We start from the raw sequence: 22,293 nt of genomic DNA on the forward strand, positions 1-22,293 counted from the left end.
GCGCCTCAAAGCCCGTAAAGCGCGCCGAATTTCGTTTCAAGATAGTCCATGAGGGGCGCCTCGGAGGGCGGCTCGCCGGTCGCGCGCATGATGAGGTCGCGCGGTTCCAGCACGCCGCCGTGGCGCTGCACCCGCTCGGCGAGCCAAGCGGTCGCGGCCGACGGGTCGCCCCGGGCGAGATCCTCGTCGAGCGCCGGCAGATCCCGCCGTATCGCCGCGTGCAGGCACCCGGCATAGACATTGCCCAGCGTGTAGGTCGGGAAGTAGCCGAAGAGGCCCACCGACCAGTGCACGTCCTGCAGGAAGCCCTCCGAGGGCCGCGTCACTTGCTGGCCGAAATCGGCGGCGAACCGATCGTTCCAAGCGCCTTCAAGGTCGGCCACGGAAAGATCGCCCGCGATCAGCGCGCGCTCCAGATCGAAGCGCATCAGGATGTGCAGGTTGTAGTGCAGTTCGTCCGCCTCGGTCCGGATGAAACCCGGATGGACGCGGTTGACGGTGGCGTGGAACGCCTCCGCGTCCGGCACGCCGACCTCCCCGAAGGCCTCGCGCATCCGCGCGAAAAGCCAGCCGGTGAAGGCGCGCGAGCGGCCGAGCTGGTTCTCGTAGATGCGGCTCTGGCTTTCGTGCACGCCCATGGAGACGCCCTGCCCCGCCGGCGTGAGCGCGAGCGCCGGGTCGATCCGCTGCTCGTAGGTGGCGTGGCCCACCTCGTGGATGGTGGAATAGAGGCAGTTGAAAGGGTCGGCGGGATCGGTGCGCGTGGTGATGCGCACGTCCGCGCCCGAGCCGGAGCTGAAGGGATGCACCGCCGTGTCGATCCGCCCCCGCGCCAGGTCGTAGCCGAAGGCCCGCGCGAGTTCCTCGGCCAGCGCGCGCTGGCGCTCTGCCTCGAAGCGGCCCGAAAGCGCGGGCGGCGCAGGGCGCTCCAGCACCGCCGCGCGAAGGGTGGCGAGGCGCGGGCGCATGGCCTCGAACATCGCCCGAAGTTCCGCCACGCGCGCGCCGGATTCGTAGTCCTGCAACAGCGCCTCGTAGGGGTCGCCCGCGCCCGCGAGCGCCGCGCCCTCCTCCCGCCGCAGCCGCACCACCTCCGCGAGCACGGGCAGGAACCCGGCCGGATCGTCGGCGGCGCGCGCGGCGGCCCAGATGCCCTGGGCGCGGCTCGTCACCCGTGCGATCTCGGAGGCGAGATCTTCGGGCATCTTGACCGCGCGCTCGTGGGCGCGGCGGATCAGGCGAAGCTGCGCCGCGCCGGCGGCGTCGGGCGGCTCGGCCTCGGCGAGCCACGCGCCCACCCGCGGATCGGCCCGCCGGGCGTGCAGCACCGCCTCCATCGCGCCCATCTCCTCGGCGCGCTGCTCGACCGCGCCGCGCGGCATCACCGTCTCCTGGTCCCAGCCGAGGCGGCCGGCCACCTGCTCCAGCGCCGCGGTGCGCCGGGCGTGGGCCATCAGACTCTCGAAGGCGGTCATGCCGCGCGCACCGACTGCGCCACCGGGTAGAGCGCCATAAAGCGCGCCCGCAGGATCAGCACCCAGAGCACCACCGCGCCGAACTGGTGAACGATGGCGAGATGCCAGGGCGCCCCGGAGATCACCGTCACGATTCCGAGGACGACCTGCAGGGACAGGATCGCCAGCACCGCGTTCATGGAAAACCGCGTCGCCGCATTGGCCGACCGGCGGTACCGCCACCACGCGACGAGGCCCAGAAGGAACAGCGCGTAACCCGCCATGCGGTGCATGAACTGCACGAGCCCGTCATCCTCGAAGAAGTTCCGCCAGACCGGTTCCAGCTGGAAGGGATAGGGCGGGAAGAAACCGCCCGCCATCAGCGGCCAGTCGGTGTAGTTCCGCCCCGCGTCGATCCCGGCCACCAGCGCGCCGAGGAGGATCTGGAGGAACGCCACAGCGCCGAGCGCCACGCCCCAGCCCGCGAGCGCCCCCTCGCGGGCCCGTCGCGCCTGCATCAGGTCACGCTCTTCCCGCCCGAGGCGGAAGACATACCAGGCGATGAGCCCCAGGATCACGAAGGCGAGGCCCAGATGGGTGGCGAGGCGGTAGCTCGCCACGTCGAGCATGCTGCCTTCGAGCCCCGAGGCCACCATCCACCAGCCGATCGCGCCCTGAAGCCCGCCGAGCGCGCCCAGGAGAAAGAGCCGCCCGGTCCAGCCCGGCGGCATCCGCCGCGTCACGAGGAGGCCCAGGAAGCCCGCGGCCCAGACGAGGCCGATGAAGCGGCCGAGCTGGCGGTGGCCCCATTCCCACCAGTAGATGAACTTGAACTCTGCAAGGCTCATCCCCTTGTTCTGCAACTGGTATTCGGGGATCTGCCGGTAAAGGTCGAATTCCCGCTGCCAGTCCTCCGCCGACATCGGCGGCAGCGCACCGGTCACGGGGCGCCACTCGGTGATCGAGAGCCCGGAATCGGTGAGCCGGGTGAGCCCGCCCACCGCGATCATCACCACCACCAGCGCGAAGAGGATCATCAGCCAGACGCGCACCGCGCCGCGGGCACCGCGCCGCCCGGCGTCGATCATCCCGCCGCGCGGCGCGTCCGCCGGCCGGCCGCCCTCTCCCACGTCCTCGAAGAGCTTGCGTTTCTCGTTCATTCCCGCCTCCTCGGCACCGCGCGAGACCCTATGTCGCCCACCCCCTCCGGGCAAGCTACTCCGGCCCCTTCCGCCCCCGGACCAACTGCCGCAGCGCCCCGTGCAGGATGCGCACATCCACCTGCGTCAGCGGCATCCGCGACCAGAGGTTGCGCAGATTCCGGCGCATTCCCTCCGCCTTGTGTTCTGGGAAGAAGAAGCCCGCCTCGTCGAGCCGGTCCTCCCAGTGCCGGGCGAGGATCTCCATCTCGCCCGCGCTGGCCCAGCCGCCACGGCCGGTGTCGATCGCCTCGTGCACCACCTCGGCGGTCTGGCGGCGCCATTCATAGGCGGCCAGCAGCACGCATTGCGCAAGGTTCAGGCTCGGGAACTCGGGGTTCACGGGCACCGTGATGACCGTGTTGGCCCGGGCGATGTCGTCATTCTCGAGCCCGGTGCGCTCGGGCCCGAAGAGGATCGCGACACGTTCGCCCGCGGCGAGGCGGTCGCGCGCGTCCGCCATAGCGCGTTCGGGGCTGAGCACCGGGATGGTCATGTCGCGCGGGCGCGCGGTCGTGGCGTAGACATGGGTGGCGTCGGCGATGGCGGCGGGCGTGTCCGCGAAGACCTGCGCCGCGTCCAGAAGCCGCCCCGCCCCGCTCGCCATGGCCGCGGCCTTCGGGTTGGGCCAGCCGTCGCGCGGGTCCACCACCCGCATCCGGTCGAGCCCGAAGTTCCACATGCCGCGCGCCGCCGCGCCGATGTTCTCGCCCATCTGCGGGCGCACGAGAACGAAGGCGGGCTGGCGCGGCGTGTCGGTCATGGGGCTCCGGGGCGCGAGGGGCAGGTCGCGCGCCTGATAGCTGCCGCCGGGGGTCGCCGCAAGCGCCGCGGCCGCGTTGTGGCCAAGCCCGTCGCCCCGCGCTATAGGGGCCGGCGACAGACCGACAGGAGCCGCGAAATGGCCGAGCCCGAGCAGCCGCAGATCTACCTCGTCACGCCCCCCGCCTTCGAGCGCGACGCCTTCGCCGACCGCCTCGCGGGCGTGCTCGACGCCCATCCCGTGGCGTGCCTGCGGCTGGCGCTGGCCACGCAGGACGCGGGCGAGGTCGGGCGGGCCGCCGACACGCTGCGCGAGGTGGCCCATGCCCGCGACGTGCCGATCGTCGTGGCCGAGCACCTCGCGCTGGTGGAGCCGCATGGCCTCGACGGCGTGCACCTGCTTCACGGGGCGCGCGGCGTGCGCAAGGCCCGCGCGGCGCTCGGCGCGGAGCCCATCCTGGGCGCGTTCTGCGCCACGTCGCGGCACGAGGGCATGACCGCCGGCGAGGCGGGCGCCGATTACGTGAGCTTCGGACCGGTGGGGGCGACCGGGCTCGGGGACGGAACCGTCGCGGAGGCAGAGCTTTTCGCCTGGTGGTCGGAGATGATCGAACTGCCCGTGGTGGCCGAAGGCGCACTCGACGCGGCGCTCGTGGCGCGCCTGGCGCCCGTCACCGATTTCTTCGCCGTGGGCGAGGAGATCTGGCGCGAGGACGACCCGGCCGCGGCGCTCGGGCGGCTCATCGCGGCGATGGCGGGCTAGGCAAGACCGGCCTCAATCCCCCCGCGCACGCGCTCCTCGAGCGTGGCGGCAAGCACCTTGCGGCCCTCGAACGCCGAGACGTCCAGGGGCGGATGCCAGACGACCTCCACTGCGCCGCGCCCGGGCGTGGCCAGAAGCTTCAGAAGATGGGGGCCGAAATCCATGTCGCCCCACCAGCCGTAAAATCGCGGATCCTCGCCCGCAGGCGCGCGCCAGATCACCGAGACCGGCTGCACCCGCATCCGCGGGGCCAGTGCCGGGTTGAAGAGCGCCTCGAAAAGCGTGGGCTTGAAAGGAAGAACCCGCCGACCGTCGGTCGAGGTGCCCTCGGGAAAGAAGAGCAGCCGATGCCCGGCCAGCAGCCGCGTCTCGAAGGCCACGCGCTGCGCCGCCGCCTGGCGGGGATCGCGCGCGACGAATAGCGTGCCGGTGGCCCGCGCCAGCCAGCCGATGCCGGGCCAGCCCGCCACCTCCGCCTTGGCAACGAAGTAAAGCCGCGTTCCCGCGTTCAGCGCGAAGATGTCCGCCCAGGAGGCGTGATTGGCCACCATCGCGCCCTCGCCCGTCATCGGCCGGCCCCGCTGGCGGTAGCGAACCCCCAGAAGAACAAGCGCCACCCTGCAGACACCCTGCGTGATCCAGGGCGTCACCGGCCGCGCGGGCCCGAAGATCGGGCGCTCGGCGAGCCGCAGCGAAAGCAGAAGCGCGAGCCCGCCGAACACCACCAGCGCGAGCGGAACGCCCCGCAATGCGACGAGCGCCCAGCCAAGCGCGCCGGGGGCGCCGCGATCCGCGGGCGGCTCCGCGCCGCGCCAGGTGCGGCTCATCGTGCCCCGCCGCGGCTGTAGAGCGCGGACTGGCGCGGGTTCATTCGCGCCGTGTCCATCACGAGGCAGACATCGGTCGTGTTGAACGCGCGGTCGATATAGGCGCCCTCGCCCACAACGCCGCCGAGCCGCAGATAAGCCTTGATGAGCGCGGGCACCTTCAGCATGGCGCGGCGCCGGTCGATCCGGTCCTCGGGCATCAGCTCCATGTTCTGGAAGACGCGCGAGCGCACGCGCAGGTCCGGCGGGGCAAGATGTCGGTGATGCAGAAGCGACAGGGGCTCGGCCAGCGCGGCGGTATCGGTGCCGTGGAAGCTCGCCACGCCGAACATCAGCTCGATCCCGTGCCGGTCCACGTAATCGGCAAGCCCGCTCCAGAGATGGTACATGGCCGTGCCGCCCCGGTAGTCGGGATGCAGGCAGGAGCGCCCGAGCTCCATGAGCCTCCGGCCGTCCGCGCGCAGGGGCGCGAGATCGTACTCGTCCTCGGAATAGAACTGGCCCGCCGCACGGGCCTGGTCGTCGCGCATCACGCGGTAGACCCCCACGACATGGTCGAGCGCCGCGGCATCGCGGCGCTCGTCGATCAGGACAAGATGGTCGAAGAACGGGTCGAAGCGGTCCCGCTCGAGCCGCCGCGCGTGGTCGACCATCGCGCCACCGCCGCCGAGCTCGTCCACGAAGACGTCGTAGCGCAGCCGCTGGGCGGCGAGAATGTCGCGCTCGGCACGCGCCAGCGCCACGCGGAAGAGGGGCTCGTGTGCGGACATCGACCTTCGCAAGGATGGTGCCGGGGGTGTCTAGGCAAGCGCGGAACGATTGGCAACCGCGTCCGGGGCGCAACTATTCAGGAGGGTTTTGCGCCTCTATTTACCAATCCAGGGTTGTTTTTACCTTTCGGTAACAGAATCATTCCTCAATGACCGGCATGAGCGCGACGCGGGATCCTTCCAGCACCACCTTGCCTTCCTCGCGGAAGTTCACGGTGATGCGCCCGCCGATGTTGGATTGCACCTGCCCGATGCCCCAGTCCGGGCAATCCGGGTGGCGTACCAGCATCCCGGGTTCCAGGAGTGCGTTCATGTCCGTCATGTCGTCCGTCCCTTCTGTCCAGACCTGCCATGTCCGAGCCTAGTCACGATCTCGCCGGTCTCATAGGAAGCCGGATCTGCCACGATCTCGTCAGCCCGATCGGCGCCATCGGCAACGGGCTCGAGCTTCTGTCGCTTGCCGCCAGGCCCGACGGCCCCGAAATGGCGCTCATCTCGGAAAGCTGCGCCAGCGCGCAGGCGCGCATCCGTTTCTACCGCCTCGCCTTCGGCACGGGGCCGGGCGAACAGCGCATCGGCGTCCCCGAGGCGCGCGCCCTCGCCGAGGGGTATCTTCATGGCGGGCGGCTTGCGCTCGACTGGGCGACCGGCAGCGATCTTTCGCGGCAGGAACTGCAACTGGGATACCTCGCGCTCCTGTGCCTCGAAAGCGCGATGCCGCTGGGCGGCACCGTCCGAATGGGCCGCGCGGAGGACCGCTGGCGCCTCGACGGCACGGCGCCGCGCCTCCGCGCCGACCCCGCCCTCTGGGACGGGCTCGCAACGCCGCAGGGACCGGGCTGCGTGACGCCGGCCTCGGTGCAGTTCGCCCTGCTCGCGCTGCACGCCAACGGGGCGCAACGGGCGATCGACGTGGAGATCACGGCCGAACGCCTGTGCATGCGGGTCTGACGCGCGCGCCGTCAGGGTCGCACCGTTCCGTCGCCGTCCACGAGGTACTTGAAGGTCGTGAGCTGCTCTGCCCCCACCGGGCCGCGGGCGTGCAACTTGCCGGTCGCGATGCCGATCTCTGCGCCCATCCCGAACTCGCCCCCGTCGGCGAACTGGGTCGAGGCGTTGCGCATCAGGATCGCGCTGTCGAGCCGTTCGAAGAAGCGCGCCGCCGCGGCGTCGTCCTCGGTCAGGATGCAGTCGGTGTGCTGCGACCCGAAGGCGCGGATATGCGCGATCGCGGCGTCGATGTCGGGCACGACCTTCGCGGCGATGTCCATATCGAGGTATTCGCGGCCCCAATCCTCTTCCGTGGCCGGCAGCGTGCCCTCGATGCGGGCGAGACGTTCGTCGGCATGCACCGTCACACCCGCCTCGACGAGGTTGCGGATCACGCCATGGCCCACGCTGTCGGCCACCGCCTCGTGGATCAGCAGGCACTCCGCCGCGCCGCAGATGCCGGGGCGCCGGGTCTTGGCGTTCCGCACGACCTTGAGCGCCTTTACCGGATCGGCGGCCGCGTCGATGTAGATGTGCACGATCCCTTCCAGATGGGCGAAGACCGGAACGCGCGCCTCGCGCTGGACGAGCCCGACGAGGCCCTTGCCGCCGCGCGGCACGATCACGTCGATATGCCCGGTCATGCCCAGCATCGCGGACACGGCGGCGCGGTCGCGGACAGGCACGAGCTGGATCGCGTCGCGCGGCAGCCCCGCGGCCACGAGGCCCTCCTGAAGGCAGGCGTGGATCGCGCCCGAGGAATGCAGGCTTTCGGACCCCCCGCGCAGGATCACCGCGTTCCCGGCCTTGAGGCAGAGCGCGCCGGCATCGGCGGTCACGTTGGGCCGGCTTTCGTAGATCACCCCGATCACGCCGATCGGCGTGCGCACGCGGCGGATGTGCAGGCCCGAGGGCCGGTCCCATTCCGCCATCACCTGGCCCACCGGGTCGGGCTGGGCGGCCACGGCGCGCAGCCCCGCCGCGATGCCGTCGATCCGCCCCGGGTCCAGCGCGAGGCGGTCCATCATCGCGGGCGAAAGACCCTTTTCGCGGCCGAAATCGAGGTCCTTTGCGTTGGCGGCCAGAAGCTCGGCGCGCGCGGCCTCCAGCGCATCGGCGGCGGCCTCGAGCGCGCGCGTCTTGGCGGCCGGGTCGGCATAGGCCAGCTCGGCCGCGGCGGCGCGCGCACGGCGGCCCAGGCCGTCCATCATCGCGGGAATGTCGGGCAGATCCTTCATGGGCGTCCCCTCGCCTGGGAGCGGTCTCGTGCGGTGATCATAACGGCAAGCGTCTCAGAGCGCCATGTCGTCGCGGTGAACGATCGCGGCACGGCCCGGATACCCGAGCGCGGCCTCGATGTCGGATGAGTGCCGCCCGGCGATCGCGCGCGCCTCCTCGGCGGTGTAGCGCGACAGGCCCTGGCCCAGCTTGGCGCCGGCGGCATCGGAAATCGCCACCGGATCGCCGCGCCCGAAGGCGCCGCTGACCGCGGCCACGCCCGCCGGCAGCAGGCTCTTGCCGCGGCTCAAGGCGGCCGCCGCGCCGGCATCGACGCGAATCTCGCCCCGGGGCTTCATCGCCGCGATCCAGCGCTTGCGGGCCGAGGCCGGGTCGGTCTGCGGCGTGAACCAGGTCGCCGACGCGCCCTTTTCGAGCGCAAGCAACGGGTTCTGTCGCATCCCTCGCGTGATCGCCAGGGCGCAGCCCGCCGCCGTCGCGGTGCGCGCGGCCATCAGCTTCGTCTTCATGCCGCCCTTCGACAGGCCGCTTCCCGCATCGCCGGCCATCGCCTCGATCTCGGGCGTGATCGCGTCGATCACGTCGAGCCGCCGCGCCGACGCGTCCACGGCCGGGTTGGCGGTGTAGAACCCGTCGACGTCCGACAGGAGCACGAGCTGGTCCGCCCCCACCGTCACCGCGACCTGCGCGGCAAGCCGGTCGTTGTCGCCATAGCGGATCTCGTCCGTGGCCACCGTGTCGTTCTCGTTCACGATGGGCACGACGCCGAGCGCGAGAAGCGTGCCGAGCGTGGCGCGCGAATTGAGATAGCGCCGCCGGTCCGCGCTGTCCTCCAGCGTCACCAACACCTGCGCGGCGACGAGGCCGTGCGGCGCCAGCACCTCCTCGTAGGCGCGCGCAAGCCGGATCTGGCCCACCGCCGCGGCCGCCTGGCTCTGCTCCAGCGGCAGCGACGCGCCGGAAAGGCCCAGCACGCCGCGCCCGAGCGCGATGGAGCCCGACGAGACCAGCACGACCTCCGTGCCGCGCGCGCGCAGTTGCGCGACGTCCTCGGCCAGGCTTTCCAGCCAGTCATGGCGAAGCCCGCCGCCCGCGCTTTCCACCAAGAGCGCCGAGCCGATCTTCACCACGAGCCGGCGGGCGTCCTTCAGGGCCGCCATGACGCGGGCTCCTCTCCGTCTCCTTCCGCCTCGCGCTCGGCGGCGCGTTCGGCCGCGCGGCCCGCGTCTATCTCTGCGCGGAGCGCGCGCAACACCTCGGTCACGCCCTCGCCGCTCACCGAGGACAGCGCGTGCACGGGACCGCCGCAGGCCGCCTCGAGCTCGGCCATCGCCTCGGCCAGGCTTTCCGGCTCCAGCGCGTCCACCTTGCCGAGCGCGGTGACCCGCGGCTTGTCCGCCAGGTGCCCGCCATAGGCCTCGAGCTCGTCGATGATGGTGCGCCAGTCCTCGGCCACCGTCCCGGACGTGCCGTCCACCAGATGCAGCAGCACCGCGCAACGCTCGACATGGCCGAGGAAACGGTCGCCGATGCCGCGCCCCTCATGCGCCCCCTCGATCAGGCCGGGTATGTCCGCGACGACGAATTCGACGCCATCCACGCCGACCACGCCGAGATTGGGGTGCAGCGTGGTGAACGGGTAGTCCGCGATCTTCGGCCGCGCGTTGGAGGTGGTCGCGAGGAAGGTGGACTTGCCCGCGTTGGGCAGCCCCAGAAGCCCCGCGTCGGCGATGAGCTTGAGGCGCAGCCAGAGTGTGCGCTCCACGCCCTCCTGCCCCGCGTTGGCGCGCCGCGGCGCCTGGTTGGTGGAGGTCTTGAAGCGCAGGTTGCCCCAGCCGCCATTGCCGCCCTTGGCGAGGAGCACGCGCTCGCCCACCCTGGTCAGGTCGGCGACGAACGTTTCCTGATCGTCCTCGAGGATCTCGGTGCCCACAGGCACCCGCAGCGTCACGCTCGCACCATCCGCGCCGGTGCGCGATTTTCCCATGCCGTGGCGGCCGTTGTCGGCGAAGAAATGCTGCCGGTAGCGGAAGTCGATAAGCGTGTTCAGCCCGTCGACGGCCTCGGCCCAGACATCGCCGCCGCGCCCGCCATCACCGCCATCGGGGCCGCCGTATTCGACGAACTTCTCGCGCCGGAAACTGACGGCACCGGCGCCGCCGCTTCCCGAGCGGATGTCCACCTTCGCCAGATCGAGGAACTTCATCGGCTCTGTTCTCCTGCGCCGCACCGCCCTCTAGCGCGGGCGCGCGGACGGCTCAATCCAGTTTGCGGCTGTAGGTCCATGTGGGCACCTTGGCGCCGCGCGCGACCGAATAGGCCTCGGCATCGCCCAGATACGCGAAACCGCAATTCGTCAGCACGCGCGCCGAGGCGGCGTTGTCCTGAAAGACCGACGCGAACATCGCCGCCTGTCCCATCGGGTTGGCCTCGACAAGCGCGCGCACAGCCTCGCTGGCAAGCCCGGTGTTCCAGTAGGCCGGCGCCACCCAGTATCCCACCTCGGACTGGTTGCGGTCCATCCGCTTCAGCCCGATCACGCCCATGACTTCGGGGCCGTCGGATTTGGTGGCGTCCATCGCCCAGACATCCTCCTCCCGGTCGGGTCCGAGGGCGCGCGCGATGAAGGCATCGATCGCCCCGGGCGGCAGCGGGTGCGGGATCGAGCGCGTCATGCGCGCGACGCGCAGATCGCCTACGTACAGCTCTATCAGTCCCTGGTCCGACTTTCGAAGCGGCCTGAGATCGAAGCGCGCCGTCTCGATGGCGGGCTGGGTTCGAACACTCTCGATCGTCATGTCACGTCTCTCCTCCCGCGACGCCCCCTGAAAACGCGAAGGGGGACCGGCGGCGCCAGTCCCCCTTCTGCATCGGTTCCGAGGCCGGTCTACTCGGCGGCGCCCTGCACGGGCAGGACCGACACGAAGGTGCGGCCCTTGAAGCCCTTGTGGAAGGTCACCTGTCCTTCGAACACCGCAAACAGCGTGTGATCCTTGCCCTGGCCCACGCCTTCGCCCGGCCACCACTTGTTGCCGCGCTGGCGCACGATGATCGAGCCCGGCGTCGCGTGCTGGCCGCCGAAGAGTTTCACGCCAAGCCGACGCCCGGCGGAGTCGCGGCCGTTGCGGGACGAGCCGCCTGCCTTCTTGTGTGCCATATCCCGTTACTCCTTTTCTGCGACGAGCGCCTTGGCCTGTTCGATCCAGCCCTCGCGCTCGATCCGGCCCTTGAAGGACAGCTGCTCGTCGATGCGGGCCACGTCCTCTTCCGTCCACGCGGCGATCTGCGCGAAGCTGGTGATCCCGGCCGCGTTGAGTTTTTCGGCAAGTTTCGGGCCGACACCCGAGAGCTTGCGAAGGTCGTCCGCGCCTTCCGCAGTCTCGTCCGCGGATGCGGCGGCTTGCGGTTGGGCCGTGGCGGCCGGCTTGCCCTTGGGCGCGACCGCCTCGGCCGCGCGCGGGACGGACCCGGCGCCGGTCGCCGCCTTGACGCCCGTGCCTTCGGCGCCCGATGCGAGGATGTCGGTCACCCGCAGGAGCGTGAGGTGCTGCCGGTGGCCCTTGGTGCGCTTGGACGAGTGCTTCCGCCGCCGCCGCACGTAATGGATCACCTTCTCGCCCTTGAACTGGTCGAGCACCTCGGCCTGCACCGCCGCGCCGTCGACGAACGGGGCGCCAAGGCGAACCTCGTCCCCGCCCAGCATCAGGACCTCGTTGAACTGGACCGTTTCGCCCGCCTCGGCGGCGAGCTTTTCCACGCGCAGCGTGTCGCCGGGGGCGACCTTGTACTGCTTACCGCCGGTCTTCAGGACCGCAAACATGGCTTTGACCTTTCCGTTCCGCGCCCTGCGGCCCCCGGGGATCGGTCCGGGCGTTCCGGGTGGGATCGAGATCCACCCGCCTCGGGCAGCGCGCCCCGCGGGGCGTCATGTGAAAATGAGAGGGCACGGCCTTCCGACCGCGCCCGTGAGCCGCGCTTATCGGGGCAAGCCCGCGCGATGTCAAGCCCGCCCGCGCCCGGGAAGCGGCTTCAGAGGTCCTGCATCTCCATCTCCGCGGCAAGCGCGCGGCCCATGGCATAGGAGATCTCGGCGAACATGGCGTCGAACCCCGCGAAAAGCGCCGCGTTGAGCGCCTGTCCCGCTGGCGTACCGGCGGCATCGACATACCGCTCGAGCGCGGCGAGCTCGACTGGCCCGTGGGCCAGCAGCAGAAAGCCCATCAGCCACTCGCGCGTGTCCTGACGCGTCTCTTCCTCCTGCGCCCAGATCATGTCGATCATCTCGGCCTCGGAAATCTCCAGCCCGCCGCCGTCGGCCATGCCGCGATAGAACAGGAACTGCCCGTTGAGCGCCCCGGCCACGTTGGCCTCCACCAGATCGCCCGTCTCCACGAAATCCGCGACGAGCCGGCGCCGCGGGTCCTCCGGCGGGCGCGCCGCGGCGGCGGCGCGGGCCTCGGCCTCGACGGCGGGATCCACCATCGCGCGCCGTGCGCTGACTTCGAGGCCGATGATGCGCTGCGCTTCGGGCGTCTCGAAATAGGCGACCAGGGGCGCCGTGTCCGTGCCCCGGAGCGCGTCCGCGAAGACACGCCGGAGCGTCTCCTCCATCCGTTCGGTGTCGTAGATCCGGTCGAGCGTCGCGCGCCAGGAGCCCGTGATGCGCCCCGGAAGTGACTCCCGGGCGAGCTGCTCGCCATGCGCGACACCTTCCTCGCGCATGATCTCGACGATGTCGGCAAATCCGAGCAGATCGCCGAGCCGTCGGGCATCGTCGGCGCGCACCGCCGCCGGAAGGAGCGCGATCAGAAGGGCGGCGATGGCCAGCGGCCGTAGGAACATGGCGGTACTCCGTGGGATGAAGGCAGGACATCCGGATCCGCAGCCTACGCGCGCGCCTCGCGCTTTCCAAGCGCCACCATTGCCGCGCGCCGGCCAGCGCGGCACGGGGATTCCGGGTTGCACGGGGTCGTTCGACCCGCTACATCCCCGCCCCAGACCCCCGCGGAGAGGTGCCGGAGTGGTCGAACGGGACGGTTTCGAAAACCGTTGACCTCGCAAGGGGTCCCAGGGTTCGAATCCCTGTCTCTCCGCCATATCCCTCGTATTTTTCTGGATACTTTGGACCCAGGGCCGAAGCTGACCGCTGTCATGCCCCTAGAAACTTTTGCTTGCGTGCGCGCAGGCAGATCATCAGGCTTTCGGGTCGACCGCCGGTGGATTGAGGCGGGCTTGGATCGTTACCGGAGCGCGTGCTGATGCGGATTTTCGGAACGCTGACACTTGTCATGGTTGCGACGGGGCTGCTGGTGTGGGGAGTGCAGCTAGGAGACTTTGAGAATAATATCTGCCGCGTGGGTCCCTGTCTAAGCCCGCTTCGCCTTGGTCTGGGCGCAGGGGCGGCCTTCGCAGCTTGGACAACATGGCACCACCTCCCCGCCTCTGGGGACTCAGCGTAACATGAAGGATGCGAACCGTGTTGATCCGGCTTGCCGCCGTGGTTGGTGGCAGCCTTGTCGCCCTTGCGGGGTCGCGGCTTGATGTGGTCCGGGGCGAAATGGTCATGGCAACGCCAGAGGCCAATGTCTGGTTTGTATCTGGCGGCCTCGTTCTGGGGTTCCTGATCGGCCGCTGGCTATGGCGGCGGGCAAGAACCGCGCGGGCGCCCTCCGCCGGATCAGGGCTCGGTCGGGCATCTCCATCTTCCCGGCAGATCCCCGGCCGCGTGCCGGACCGCCGCGGCGGCACTCGCGCGGCCCGTCGCAGACAGTTGGCGCCGGCCCGCCGTGGAGATAGCGCCACCCCGGCGCAGGTTCAAAACTCCGCCCACGCGTCGGACGCCGATGCCTCCCCGCCGCCCCCGGCGGCGGCGCGCCTCACCGACCGCGGCGGTGCGGCCGCAGGCGCAGGCGCGGCCCGGCGCGCAGGTTCGGCCGCCGCGGCGGGCATGTCGGCGAGCGAGAAGCGCCCGAGCGCCGCCGCGAGGCGCTCGGCCTCGCTCTTGAGCTGGTGGCTGGACGCGGTCGCCTCCTCGATCGCCGCGACATTCTGCTGGGTCACCTGGTCGAGCTGGTTGATGCCCGTATTGATCTCCTGAAGCCCGACCGCCTGCTCGCGCGCGGAGGTCGCAATGTCGGACACGAGATCGGCCACGTTCCCGACACGCGTCACGATCCGCTTCAGCGCCTCGCCGGTGCGGCCGACAAGCTTACCCCCCTGCTCGACCTGCGCGGCGCTTTTCGAGATGAGCGCTTGGATTTCCTGTGCCGAGCCGGAGGCCCGCTGCGCCAGCGCGCGCACTTCGGACGCCACGACGGCGAAGCCCCGCCCCGCCTCGCCGGCGCGGGCGGCCTCGACGCCGGCGTTGAGGGCAAGGAGATTTGTCTGGAACGCGATATCGTCGATCACGCCGATGATCCGGGTCACCTGACGCGAGGACTCCTCGATCTCGTGCATCGCTTCGACAGCGTTCAGCACCACCTCGCCGCTCGATTCGGCCTCGGCGCGCGCTTCGCCGACGGCGTGATCCGCCTCGCCCGCCTTCTCGGCGGCGGATTTCACACTGGCGGTGAGTTCGTCGAGCGCCGCAGCCGATTCCTCCAGCGTCGCGGCCTGCGATTCGGCTCGCCGCGACGACTCGCTCGCCCCTTGCGCCACTTCTTCGGCACTGGCCTTGACGGTCGTCGCACTGAGCCGGACCTGTGCGATGAGCGTCGCCAGCGTTTCCGCGAGGGCATTGAAGTCACGACAGAACTTGCGCGTTTCCTCGTCGAGCTCGGGATCGTCCGCGCCGGCCACCCGAACGTCGAGCGCCCCATCTGCAAGCGCGACGAGCTTTTCGGCAAGATCGGCCAGAACAGCCGTGCGCCGCTCTTCGAGCGCCCGGCGCGCGGCGCGTTCGCGTTCCGCATCGCCCAGCGTCCGGCCGAGTTCCTCGAGGTTGCGCGCGATGGTTCCGATTGCGTCTCGACGGTCCGCGCCCGCGATTTCCGCATCATGGTCCCCGGACGCGATCCGTTCGATGCCGGCCGCCACACGCTCCACCGAGCGGGTGATCATGCGGCTGATCAGGTAAGCTGCCAAAGATCCCAACGCCATCGCGCAGAGAACGGTGAGCGCCATCACCACGCGCGTGCGCTCGGCCTGCGCCTCGGCCGCGCGCTGCACGTCCTGAACCCGCGCCTGAAGCGCTTCCTGCACCCCGTCGAGCTCCGCCTCGATGCGGCGCGCCTCGGGCTTGAGCGTGTCCTCGAAGATCTTGATGCGCGTCATGCTGTTGGCGATCTCCGCCCGCTCGAACGCGTCGCCATAGGACTCGAAGGCCGCCGCGAGACGGTCGACCTCGGTCGCGAGCGCTGCGTCGCGGGCATCGGGGGGAACGGCCGCGCCGAACATCTCACGCACGCGCCCCTGCGCCTCGACGACCTCGGCGCGATTCGACCGCACCTGAGCCACCATGTCCGTCTCGCCGTTGTGGAAGGCGAGCGCGCCCAGATGCGCCTGCACGATGTCTTCCTTCATGTTGGAGACGAATTCAGACTGCGCCGCCAGCGACGTGGCGAGGCGGAGGTCGGCCGATGTCTGGTGAAGCTTGAGAAAGGACATGCCCGCCACGGCCAGCGTGACGAATGTCAGAATGGCCGCGAGGCCGAAGATCTGCTCACCCAGCCCGAATTTGCGCATCGGTATCTCCTCAGACAATGTTGGCAAGCGCAACGGCGCGCTTTGCAGGACCATTGCCGATCGCGTCTGAAGAGCAGGTAAACACCGGAGAGACATCGCGTTTGCAGGTCTTAACCGGGCATTCATCAGAGCGTGTCAGGACGGCCGAAACACGGTTCCGAAGGTACCCCATGACCGATCCCGCCGCCGCGAAGGCAGACACAGAGGTCCTTGCACAGTTGCACCTGCGGCTCGCGGCAGAGCTCGAGCGGCTGGCCGCGCTGGCCGCGTCTCTCGACGGGGCCTTCGCCCCCCGCACGGCAAGGTCGGCTTTGCGCAGCGAAGCGCTGCAGGACCTCGACCGGCTTCGTCAGCACTGCGCGGATATCGCCGTGTTCCAGACACGCCTGGCAGCAGCGTTGCCGAAAGAGGCGCCGCTTGCCGCTGAAACGCTCGCGGATGGCTTGCAGTTGCGCGACGTAGCCGATCGGCTGACGGGCCGCGCGACAGGCGCGCGCAGGACCACGCAGACGCCGGGCGAGGTGGACCTTTTCTAGCGCTCCGGCGCCCACCGATGATCCAGCTTCCAGAAACCGTCGCGCCTAGAGAAGGTCCAGATCGCCGGGACCGGGTCCCGCCAGCGGCGCACGGCATGCCGGACGCGGTTCCGGGTCGGGCGCGAACGCCGCCGGCAGCACCATCTGCTGCGCGATACCGCTTCGCGGCCAGTAGCGAAGCTTTCGGGCGCGTGTGCCGCCCACGTCGTATCCGACGCAGCGAATGCCTTCGTTACGCAGGAACCAGAACGCGAATTCGGCATTCGCATCGCCGATACCCAGGCGGGACCCGGTGGTGTTGGCGCCGCCGAACACCTTGGCCTCCAGCCGGTGCAGTGCGCCGCCGGACTTGAGGATCGCGTTGATCAGCAGTTCCATCGCGTTGATGCCGTAGCGCGTCTCCTTGCCGCCGGGCACCGTGTCGTGCGGCAAGAGGAAATGGTTCATGCCGCCCACGCCGGCCACGCGGTCGGTCAGGCAGGTCGCGATGCAGGAGCCGAGCACGGTGACGAAAACGTCGTCCGGCCCATCCGCCACGCGAAATTCGCCCTGGATCACGTGCTGCGTGTTCATTCGGCCTCCCCACGCCGAAGCTGGCCTTCGCGCGGCGGCCCGGCCGCGAGGGCGCGAAGCGCGGCGGGAATCCGCACGGGCGGAAGCGAAAGTTGCACGGCGCCAAGGTCCATCGCGGCGCGTGGCATCCCGTAGACGGTGCAGCTTTCCTCGGATTGCGCGATGGTGCGCCCGCCTGCCGCGCGGATCGCGGCGAGCCCGGCCGCGCCGTCTCGCCCCATTCCGGTAAGAAGGACGCCCACCGCCCGTCGCCCGTGACGGGCGGCCGACCGGAACAGAACGTCCACCGAAGGGCGGTGGCCCGCGCATGGCGGCCCTTCGACCAGCCGGCACCGGCGGCCGCTGGGGTCGATGGCAAGATGACGATCACCGCCCGGCGCGAAGAGGATGCTCCCCGGCTTGAGCTCCATCCCGTCTTTGGCCTCGCGCACGGACCCCGCGCAGTGGCGGGCGAGGCGCGTGGCGAGGCCGCCCGCGAACCGGCCGGGAATGTGCTGGACCACCAGCGTTGGCGGCGCATCCCTCGGCAGCAAAGGCAGGATGGCCTCGAGCGCCGCGATGCCTCCGGTAGACGCGCCGATACAGACCAGCAACCCGCCTTCGGGTCGGGCGTTCACAGCGGCCCCGTCACCCGCTCGATGCAGGCGCGCATCTGCGGGGTCGTGAAGGGTTTCGGCAAGTAGTTGTTCATGCCGAGCTGCTGACCCTTCACGAGAAGCTCCCGGTCGGCACGACCGGTGATCAGGATGAACCCGATGCGCTGCGTCACCTTGTTCTTGCGCAGCGCCTCCAGAAGCGCGAGCCCGTCCATCCCCGGCATGTTGTAATCGGAGATCACCAGATGAACCGGCCGCGCAACGAGTCGTTTCAGCGCGCTCTCGCCGTCCTTCTCAGTTTGGTAGTTCGTGATGCCGAGTTCATCCATGGCCTGCGTGATGAGCCCGCGGCTCGTGGACATGTCGTCCACGATCATGACGTGCAGGTTGTTCTTGACGCCCATCGCGGCGGGCTCCTTCAGTTGCGGGTCTGGTCGGGCTGCGGGGTGTCGGCCGCAAGGTCGGTTCGGACATAGCCGGGCCCGTCGAGCCGGTAGAAGGCGCGCGCCCGCTCCGAAAGACGCTCGGAATGACCGATGTAAAGCCGATCGCCCGCGCGTTTCTGTATCGCGGCGAAGCGTCGCCAGAGACGGTCCTGCGTCTCCGCGTCGAAGTAGATGACGACGTTTCGGCACAGGATCACGTCGAAGCCCCCGTGAAACGGCCATGCATCGAGGAGGTTCAGCACACCGAAACGCACGAGCCGTCGCGGAGCGTCGGTGACACGCATGTCTCCGGTTTGCGCGTCGCGCTCGAAATGGGCGCCGCGCATCGCCGGGTCGAGGGGCGCAAGGGCTGCCTCCGGGTAGATGCCGGCCTCGGCGCGCGCAATCGCGGTGCGATCGAGGTCCGTGGCGAGAATTCGGATATCGAGCGCATACGCGTCGGGACTGGCCGCGAGCACCGCGAAGGCGAGGGTGTAGGGTTCCTCCCCCGTGGCGCAGCCCGCCGACCAGAGCCTGACCCGCGCGCCACGGCGGGCCCGCGCGACAAGTTCCGGCAAGACCGATCGGGCAAGATGATCGAAATGATGCGCCTCGCGATGGAAACGCGTGACGTTCGTGGTGATCGCCGAGATCAGTTCGGCCGGCTCCGCCGGGTCGGCGCGCGACTCCAGCAGCCGACGGTATTCGGAGAACCCCGCCAGCCCGAGCGCCTTGAGCCGCTTGTAGAGGCGCGACTGCAGCAGGGCACGCTTCGCCGGCGGCAGGCAGATGCCGGTTTCCCGGTGAATGAGCGCGGCGAGGGCGACGAAATCCGCGTCCGAAAGCTCTGCCTGACCGGCAATCGGGGTGACGACCGCGCGCGTCATAGCATCACGTCCTCGAGCGGTTTCTCAGCTGCCGGCAGCACGCGGGAGAGGTCGAGCGCGCGGATGAGCGCGTCCTCGACGGTAAAGACACCCTCGACGAAACCGTTTCCACCCCCGCCGGCCACCTCCGGCGTCGGGCGCAAACCCTCCGCCTCGACCGTGATGATGTCGGAGACCGCCTCGACGAGCAGGCCGACCGTCCCGCCGCCCAGGTTGGCGATCACGATCACGTGGCGTTCGGTCGGCTCGGTGCGGCCAAGGCCAAGCCGGAGGGCGAGGTCGATGACCGGGATCACGTTGCCGCGCAGGTTCATCACGCCGGTGACGAAGTCCGGTGCGCGCGGCAAGAGCGTCGTCGGCGTCCATCCGCGAATTTCACGCACGAGGCCGATATCGATGCAGAAATCCTGACCGGCCGCGCGGAAAGACACGATCTCGCGGTGAAGCTGGATGCTCTCTACGGCGGTTTCTGGGGCAACGTGTTCCATGTCAGCAGGCTCCGAAGGCTCTGGGAAGGGACTCGGCGTCGCGCTGGCCGCGTTCTGGATTGGCGACCTCGTCCACGTCGATGATCAGGGCGATGCGTCCGTCGCCAAGGATCGTGGCCGCGGCGATGCCCGGAACCTGTCCGTAGTTCTCCGTCAGCCCCTTGATGACGACCTCGCGCTGTCCGAGGATGCGATCCACGGCGATCGCCACGCGCTGACCCGAGAAACTTTCGACAAGAAGGATGGCGGTTCCGGCGGGTTCCTCCGGCGGCAGGCGATAGCCGAGCGCGGCGCCGAGGTCGAAGAGCGGGATCAGCGCGCCACGCATNGGGCGATGCGTCCGTCGCCAAGGATCGTGGCCGCGGCGATGCCCGGAACCTGTCCGTAGTTCTCCGTCAGCCCCTTGATGACGACCTCGCGCTGTCCGAGGATGCGATCCACGGCGATCGCCACGCGCTGACCCGAGAAACTTTCGACAAGAAGGATGGCGGTTCCGGCGGGTTCCTCCGGCGGCAGGCGATAGCCGAGCGCGGCGCCGAGGTCGAAGAGCGGGATCAGCGCGCCACGCATGGAGAGGACCGGCCCCCCCGCGCCGAGACGATGAACCGCCGCGTCGTTCGCGCGAAGCGTCTCGCGCAGCGCCGTCGACGGGACGACAAGGGTTTCGCCGGCCACCTCCACGAGCATGCCCTCGACCACGGCGAGCGTCAGCGGCAGGCTGACCGTGACCGTGGTGCCCCGGCCCGGAGCCGATCGCAGGCTCACCCGTCCGCCGAGCGCATGGATCTCGGTGCGCACCACGTCCATGCCGACGCCACGACCGGAAAGGCTGGAAACGGCGCCGGCGGTGGAAAATCCTGGTTCGAAGACGAGGTTCAGCGTTTCCTGCTCGCTGAGGTCCGCGTCGGGCGCGACGAGCCCGCGTTCCACCGCCTTGGCATGCACACGGGCCGGGTCTATGCCGGCGCCGTCGTCGGAAATCTCGATCACGACGAGGCCGGAGCGATGTGCCGCGGAAAGCTGAACGGTACCCTGGCGGGGTTTGCCCGCCGCCTCGCGCGTCTCGGGCGGTTCGATCCCATGGTCCACGGCGTTCCGCAGCATGTGAGTCAGTGGATCGGCAAGGCGCTCGATCACGGTCTTGTCGACCTCCGTCGCCTCTCCCTCGGTGACGAGCCGGACGTCGCGATCGACCGCGGCGGCCGCCTCCCGGACGATCCGGCCCATGCGCTGGAACAGCGGTTTCACCGACTGGGCGCGGATCGCCATGATCCGCTCCTGCAATTCGGTGGACAACTGCTTGAGCTGGCCGAGCGACGCCACCACCGCCGGATCCTGGCGCGCGTCCGCCCCGACGAGGGACTGGCTGAGCATGGCCTCGGCAATGACGAGTTCCCCGACCAGGTTGATGAGCCGGTCCACCCGCTCGAGATCCACGCGGATCGAGCGGCGCTGGTCGGGTGCGGCGGCGCGTGGCGCGCCATCCGACCGCACGGCGGGCCCGGCCTCGCCATTCGTCGCGACCGGAGAAGGTGCCGGAGCGTCCGGCGCGACGGGCTCTGCGGGCTCGGCCCCGAACGTGAGGCCCGCGTCCTCGGCCACGAATTCGAAGATCTCCTCCACATCGGCGCGCGCCACCGGAACCTCGAAACGCACACGCCAGGAGAGGTAGCCCGCGTCCCATTCCGCTTCGTCCCAGGCCGGTAGCCGGTCGAGTTCGGCCTCGCACGACAAGGGCGCGAGATCGGCAAGCGCGCGCAGAAGCGGCACCGGGTCATTGCCGGAGGCGTAAAGCGCCCGGGTCGGCGCGAAACGCAGCTCGGTCACCGCGTCGGGATCCTGCGGACCCGCGTCCGGCGCGTCGTCGAGAAGGTCGAGCGTCAGCGCGGTGGGCGTGAAGCCCGCATCGTCTGCCTCCGTTTCCGCCCCTGTCGTCCCGGCCACGGGTGCCGGCGGCACGGCCGCACCCGTCCCCGATCCCGCGGCGGTCAACTCGGCGAGAAGTGCCTGGTGCTCCGCGGATGACGCGTCGGCCGGGGTGCCCGAGCGCTCGGCCTCGACAAGGTCGAAAAGACGATCGCCCGCGCGGAAAAGCAGCGGCGCGACCGCGGCACTGTCGGCCACGCGACCGTTCCTCATGTCGTCCAGAACATTCTCGAGCGCGTGGGCGAAGCCCACCAGCGTGTCGAAGCCGAAGGCCCCGGCACCGCCCTTGATCGAGTGCACGGCGCGGAAGACCGCGTTCACCGTCTCGGCGTCGGCCTCCTCCGCCTCCATGCGCTGGAAGCCGTCGGACATGACCTCGAGAAGATCCTCGCACTCCTGGAAGAAGGTATCGCGAAGGGAGTCGCGCGCCGCCATTCTACACCTGCCTCGCCGCGACGCGGCGGATGGCCGAGACGAGCTTCGCCTCGTCGAAGGGCTTGACGATCCAGCCGGTGGCACCGGCGCGCCGGGCGCGCTCCTTCAGTTCCTGCGCGCTTTCCGTGGTCAGCACGAGAATCGGCAGTCCCCGGTGCCGCCGGTCGGCGCGCACCGCATCGATGAAGCCGAAGCCATCCAGCCTGGGCATGTTGATGTCGGTGATCACGAGATCGGGCTGGACCTCTTCGAGCTTGCGCAGCCCATCCTCTCCGTCTTCGGCGAGGTGGGCTTCGAAACCGGCCTCGGCGAGGGCGTCCTCCAGCATGCTGCGCATGGTGCGGGAATCGTCGACGGCAAGAACTTTCAGTGACATGCAGGCTGATCCTCACCTCTGTCGGAGCCCAGAACGCGCGCGAGGTCGAGAAGCGCCAGCGCCTCTTCGAGCGCGTCGGACCTGTCCGTGAGGCCGAACGCGAGCCCGTCCTCGCGCCACTGGCGCGCAGCGATCACGAGAAGCTGGAGGCACAGGCCGCCCGCCTGTTGCACCGCGGCGCCATCGAGTTGCACGGGAATGCCGCGCAGGTGTTCCAACGCCTCCGACAGCTCTTCGGCGGCGGTCGGATCCATCCGCGCAGGCAGTGCGAGCCGGCGCGGCGGCGGGGGGGCGATGGCGGTGTCTTCCACGCGATCCTCCTTTCCATGGCCGGGGTGTCGGCCCCGGGGCACGGCGTCAGGCC

At 70.0% G+C, this 22,293-nt stretch carries 26 protein-coding genes and 1 tRNA gene; 4 read left to right on the forward strand and 23 right to left on the reverse strand.

All coding sequences use genetic code 11. The annotated features are described in order from the left end of the window. Positions 1-5: 5 nt before the first annotated feature. From AB6A66_RS08265 to AB6A66_RS08275, 3 genes are read right to left on the reverse strand one after another with little or no spacing between them, the layout of a single operon-like run. Positions 6-1,475: a carboxypeptidase M32 gene (locus AB6A66_RS08265; RefSeq protein WP_371055505.1), complete on the reverse strand. Its 1,470-nt coding sequence runs from the start codon at positions 1,473-1,475 to the stop codon at positions 6-8. After that, entirely contained in the window at positions 1,472-2,614 is a 1,143-nt protein-coding gene (gene ctaA, locus AB6A66_RS08270) for a heme A synthase (protein WP_371055506.1), read from the reverse strand. The genes AB6A66_RS08265 and ctaA overlap by 4 nt, the downstream gene beginning before the upstream one ends. Before the next feature lie 55 nt (positions 2,615-2,669). Then, complete coding sequence (locus AB6A66_RS08275) at positions 2,670-3,416, reverse strand: RNA methyltransferase (protein WP_371038992.1); 747 nt, start codon at positions 3,414-3,416, stop codon at positions 2,670-2,672. 138 nt (positions 3,417-3,554) lie between these two features. Here AB6A66_RS08275 and AB6A66_RS08280 point away from each other — a divergent pair, with 138 nt between their 5' ends. Next, a complete protein-coding gene (locus tag AB6A66_RS08280; RefSeq protein ID WP_371038993.1) occupies positions 3,555-4,178 on the forward strand; it encodes a thiamine phosphate synthase in 624 nt (207 codons plus the stop codon). On the opposite strand, the gene AB6A66_RS08285 is transcribed toward AB6A66_RS08280, so the two are convergent. From AB6A66_RS08285 to AB6A66_RS08295, 3 genes are all read right to left on the reverse strand, one after another. Further along, on the reverse strand, positions 4,175-5,005 hold the full coding sequence (locus AB6A66_RS08285) for a lysophospholipid acyltransferase family protein (RefSeq protein WP_371055507.1): 831 nt from the start codon (positions 5,003-5,005) through the stop codon (positions 4,175-4,177). The genes AB6A66_RS08280 and AB6A66_RS08285 overlap by 4 nt on opposite strands. Next, a complete protein-coding gene (locus AB6A66_RS08290) occupies positions 5,002-5,775 on the reverse strand; it encodes a GNAT family N-acetyltransferase (protein ID WP_371055508.1) in 774 nt (257 codons plus the stop codon). Before AB6A66_RS08290 ends, AB6A66_RS08285 begins: the two co-directional genes overlap by 4 nt. A gap of 139 nt (positions 5,776-5,914) precedes the next feature. After that, on the reverse strand, positions 5,915-6,097 hold the full coding sequence (locus AB6A66_RS08295) for a DUF3553 domain-containing protein (protein WP_371055509.1): 183 nt from the start codon (positions 6,095-6,097) through the stop codon (positions 5,915-5,917). Positions 6,098-6,126: 29 nt separating this feature from the next. Between AB6A66_RS08295 and AB6A66_RS08300 the strand changes: the two genes are divergently transcribed. Beyond that, positions 6,127-6,726 carry a histidine phosphotransferase family protein gene (locus AB6A66_RS08300; protein WP_371038997.1) on the forward strand — a complete coding sequence of 200 codons (600 nt, stop codon included), beginning with the start codon at positions 6,127-6,129 and terminating at the stop codon, positions 6,724-6,726. Between the two features lie 11 nt (positions 6,727-6,737). Here the strand turns inward: AB6A66_RS08300 and AB6A66_RS08305 are convergent, their stop codons facing one another. From AB6A66_RS08305 to AB6A66_RS08335, 7 genes are all read right to left on the reverse strand, one after another. Beyond that, complete coding sequence (locus tag AB6A66_RS08305) at positions 6,738-8,003, reverse strand: glutamate-5-semialdehyde dehydrogenase (RefSeq protein WP_371055510.1); 1,266 nt, start codon at positions 8,001-8,003, stop codon at positions 6,738-6,740. A gap of 54 nt (positions 8,004-8,057) precedes the next feature. After that, complete coding sequence (gene proB / locus AB6A66_RS08310; RefSeq protein WP_371055511.1) at positions 8,058-9,164, reverse strand: glutamate 5-kinase; 1,107 nt, start codon at positions 9,162-9,164, stop codon at positions 8,058-8,060. Continuing rightward, positions 9,152-10,210, reverse strand: a complete 1,059-nt coding sequence (obgE, locus tag AB6A66_RS08315; protein WP_371055512.1) for a GTPase ObgE — start codon at positions 10,208-10,210, stop codon at positions 9,152-9,154. The genes proB and obgE overlap by 13 nt, the downstream gene beginning before the upstream one ends. A gap of 52 nt (positions 10,211-10,262) precedes the next feature. After that, positions 10,263-10,802 carry a GNAT family N-acetyltransferase gene (locus tag AB6A66_RS08320; protein WP_371039001.1) on the reverse strand — a complete coding sequence of 180 codons (540 nt, stop codon included), beginning with the start codon at positions 10,800-10,802 and terminating at the stop codon, positions 10,263-10,265. A gap of 89 nt (positions 10,803-10,891) precedes the next feature. Then, entirely contained in the window at positions 10,892-11,161 is a 270-nt protein-coding gene (rpmA, locus tag AB6A66_RS08325; RefSeq protein ID WP_371055513.1) for a 50S ribosomal protein L27, read from the reverse strand. A gap of 6 nt (positions 11,162-11,167) precedes the next feature. Beyond that, a complete protein-coding gene (locus tag AB6A66_RS08330) occupies positions 11,168-11,824 on the reverse strand; it encodes a 50S ribosomal protein L21 (RefSeq protein WP_371055514.1) in 657 nt (218 codons plus the stop codon). 209 nt (positions 11,825-12,033) lie between these two features. Beyond that, positions 12,034-12,846 carry a hypothetical protein gene (locus tag AB6A66_RS08335; protein ID WP_371055515.1) on the reverse strand — a complete coding sequence of 271 codons (813 nt, stop codon included), beginning with the start codon at positions 12,844-12,846 and terminating at the stop codon, positions 12,034-12,036. A 164-nt stretch (positions 12,847-13,010) separates the two neighbouring features. Here AB6A66_RS08335 and AB6A66_RS08340 point away from each other — a divergent pair. After that, positions 13,011-13,100 (forward strand) — tRNA-Ser (locus tag AB6A66_RS08340). A gap of 718 nt (positions 13,101-13,818) precedes the next feature. Here the strand turns inward: AB6A66_RS08340 and AB6A66_RS08345 are convergent. After that, entirely contained in the window at positions 13,819-15,687 is a 1,869-nt protein-coding gene (locus AB6A66_RS08345; RefSeq protein WP_371055516.1) for a methyl-accepting chemotaxis protein, read from the reverse strand. A gap of 170 nt (positions 15,688-15,857) precedes the next feature. Between AB6A66_RS08345 and AB6A66_RS08350 the strand changes: the two genes are divergently transcribed. Further along, on the forward strand, positions 15,858-16,223 hold the full coding sequence (locus tag AB6A66_RS08350; protein ID WP_371055517.1) for a hypothetical protein: 366 nt from the start codon (positions 15,858-15,860) through the stop codon (positions 16,221-16,223). Positions 16,224-16,268: 45 nt separating this feature from the next. Here AB6A66_RS08350 and AB6A66_RS08355 read toward each other — a convergent pair whose 3' ends face one another. From AB6A66_RS08355 to AB6A66_RS08395, 9 genes are all read right to left on the reverse strand, one after another. After that, positions 16,269-16,796: a chemotaxis protein CheD gene (locus AB6A66_RS08355; protein ID WP_371039007.1), complete on the reverse strand. Its 528-nt coding sequence runs from the start codon at positions 16,794-16,796 to the stop codon at positions 16,269-16,271. Further along, positions 16,793-17,413 carry a CheB methylesterase domain-containing protein gene (locus tag AB6A66_RS08360; protein WP_371055518.1) on the reverse strand — a complete coding sequence of 207 codons (621 nt, stop codon included), beginning with the start codon at positions 17,411-17,413 and terminating at the stop codon, positions 16,793-16,795. The genes AB6A66_RS08355 and AB6A66_RS08360 overlap by 4 nt, the downstream gene beginning before the upstream one ends. Next, positions 17,410-17,796, reverse strand: a complete 387-nt coding sequence (locus tag AB6A66_RS08365) for a response regulator (RefSeq protein WP_371039009.1) — start codon at positions 17,794-17,796, stop codon at positions 17,410-17,412. The genes AB6A66_RS08360 and AB6A66_RS08365 overlap by 4 nt, the downstream gene beginning before the upstream one ends. A 14-nt stretch (positions 17,797-17,810) precedes the next feature. Further along, on the reverse strand, positions 17,811-18,704 hold the full coding sequence (locus AB6A66_RS08370; RefSeq protein WP_371039010.1) for a protein-glutamate O-methyltransferase CheR: 894 nt from the start codon (positions 18,702-18,704) through the stop codon (positions 17,811-17,813). Then, positions 18,701-19,192, reverse strand: a complete 492-nt coding sequence (locus tag AB6A66_RS08375; protein ID WP_371055519.1) for a chemotaxis protein CheW — start codon at positions 19,190-19,192, stop codon at positions 18,701-18,703. The genes AB6A66_RS08370 and AB6A66_RS08375 overlap by 4 nt, the downstream gene beginning before the upstream one ends. Position 19,193: 1 nt before the next feature. Then, positions 19,194-19,520, reverse strand: a complete 327-nt coding sequence (locus AB6A66_RS08380) for a chemotaxis protein CheW (protein WP_371055520.1) — start codon at positions 19,518-19,520, stop codon at positions 19,194-19,196. Further along, complete coding sequence (locus AB6A66_RS08385; protein WP_371055521.1) at positions 19,505-21,553, reverse strand: chemotaxis protein CheA; 2,049 nt, start codon at positions 21,551-21,553, stop codon at positions 19,505-19,507. Before AB6A66_RS08385 ends, AB6A66_RS08380 begins: the two co-directional genes overlap by 16 nt. Position 21,554: 1 nt before the next feature. Then, entirely contained in the window at positions 21,555-21,929 is a 375-nt protein-coding gene (locus AB6A66_RS08390) for a response regulator (protein WP_371039013.1), read from the reverse strand. After that, complete coding sequence (locus AB6A66_RS08395) at positions 21,920-22,240, reverse strand: STAS domain-containing protein (RefSeq protein WP_371055522.1); 321 nt, start codon at positions 22,238-22,240, stop codon at positions 21,920-21,922. Before AB6A66_RS08395 ends, AB6A66_RS08390 begins: the two co-directional genes overlap by 10 nt. Positions 22,241-22,293 lie beyond the last annotated feature (53 nt).

The organism is Rhodosalinus sp. K401 (assembly GCF_041365735.1).
Classification (GTDB): Bacteria; Pseudomonadota; Alphaproteobacteria; order Rhodobacterales; family Rhodobacteraceae; genus Rhodosalinus.

What these genes read in the sequence shown, in the direction of transcription:
- AB6A66_RS08265 (WP_371055505.1), bottom strand. Translation starts at nt 1,475, where the DNA reads ATGACCGCCTTCGAGAGTCTGATGGCCCACGCCCGGCGCACCGCGGCG.
- ctaA (WP_371055506.1), bottom strand. Translation starts at nt 2,614, where the DNA reads ATGAACGAGAAACGCAAGCTCTTCGAGGACGTGGGAGAGGGCGGCCGG.
- AB6A66_RS08275 (WP_371038992.1), bottom strand. Translation starts at nt 3,416, where the DNA reads ATGACCGACACGCCGCGCCAGCCCGCCTTCGTTCTCGTGCGCCCGCAG.
- AB6A66_RS08280 (WP_371038993.1), top strand. Translation starts at nt 3,555, where the DNA reads ATGGCCGAGCCCGAGCAGCCGCAGATCTACCTCGTCACGCCCCCCGCC.
- AB6A66_RS08285 (WP_371055507.1), bottom strand. Translation starts at nt 5,005, where the DNA reads ATGAGCCGCACCTGGCGCGGCGCGGAGCCGCCCGCGGATCGCGGCGCC.
- AB6A66_RS08290 (WP_371055508.1), bottom strand. Translation starts at nt 5,775, where the DNA reads ATGTCCGCACACGAGCCCCTCTTCCGCGTGGCGCTGGCGCGTGCCGAG.
- AB6A66_RS08295 (WP_371055509.1), bottom strand. Translation starts at nt 6,097, where the DNA reads ATGACGGACATGAACGCACTCCTGGAACCCGGGATGCTGGTACGCCAC.
- AB6A66_RS08300 (WP_371038997.1), top strand. Translation starts at nt 6,127, where the DNA reads ATGTCCGAGCCTAGTCACGATCTCGCCGGTCTCATAGGAAGCCGGATC.
- AB6A66_RS08305 (WP_371055510.1), bottom strand. Translation starts at nt 8,003, where the DNA reads ATGAAGGATCTGCCCGACATTCCCGCGATGATGGACGGCCTGGGCCGC.
- proB (WP_371055511.1), bottom strand. Translation starts at nt 9,164, where the DNA reads ATGGCGGCCCTGAAGGACGCCCGCCGGCTCGTGGTGAAGATCGGCTCG.
- obgE (WP_371055512.1), bottom strand. Translation starts at nt 10,210, where the DNA reads ATGAAGTTCCTCGATCTGGCGAAGGTGGACATCCGCTCGGGAAGCGGC.
- AB6A66_RS08320 (WP_371039001.1), bottom strand. Translation starts at nt 10,802, where the DNA reads ATGACGATCGAGAGTGTTCGAACCCAGCCCGCCATCGAGACGGCGCGC.
- rpmA (WP_371055513.1), bottom strand. Translation starts at nt 11,161, where the DNA reads ATGGCACACAAGAAGGCAGGCGGCTCGTCCCGCAACGGCCGCGACTCC.
- AB6A66_RS08330 (WP_371055514.1), bottom strand. Translation starts at nt 11,824, where the DNA reads ATGTTTGCGGTCCTGAAGACCGGCGGTAAGCAGTACAAGGTCGCCCCC.
- AB6A66_RS08335 (WP_371055515.1), bottom strand. Translation starts at nt 12,846, where the DNA reads ATGTTCCTACGGCCGCTGGCCATCGCCGCCCTTCTGATCGCGCTCCTT.
- AB6A66_RS08345 (WP_371055516.1), bottom strand. Translation starts at nt 15,687, where the DNA reads ATGCGCAAATTCGGGCTGGGTGAGCAGATCTTCGGCCTCGCGGCCATT.
- AB6A66_RS08350 (WP_371055517.1), top strand. Translation starts at nt 15,858, where the DNA reads ATGACCGATCCCGCCGCCGCGAAGGCAGACACAGAGGTCCTTGCACAG.
- AB6A66_RS08355 (WP_371039007.1), bottom strand. Translation starts at nt 16,796, where the DNA reads ATGAACACGCAGCACGTGATCCAGGGCGAATTTCGCGTGGCGGATGGG.
- AB6A66_RS08365 (WP_371039009.1), bottom strand. Translation starts at nt 17,796, where the DNA reads ATGGGCGTCAAGAACAACCTGCACGTCATGATCGTGGACGACATGTCC.
- AB6A66_RS08370 (WP_371039010.1), bottom strand. Translation starts at nt 18,704, where the DNA reads ATGACGCGCGCGGTCGTCACCCCGATTGCCGGTCAGGCAGAGCTTTCG.
- AB6A66_RS08375 (WP_371055519.1), bottom strand. Translation starts at nt 19,192, where the DNA reads ATGGAACACGTTGCCCCAGAAACCGCCGTAGAGAGCATCCAGCTTCAC.
- AB6A66_RS08380 (WP_371055520.1), bottom strand. Translation starts at nt 19,520, where the DNA reads ATGCGTGGCGCGCTGATCCCGCTCTTCGACCTCGGCGCCGCGCTCGGC.
- AB6A66_RS08390 (WP_371039013.1), bottom strand. Translation starts at nt 21,929, where the DNA reads ATGTCACTGAAAGTTCTTGCCGTCGACGATTCCCGCACCATGCGCAGC.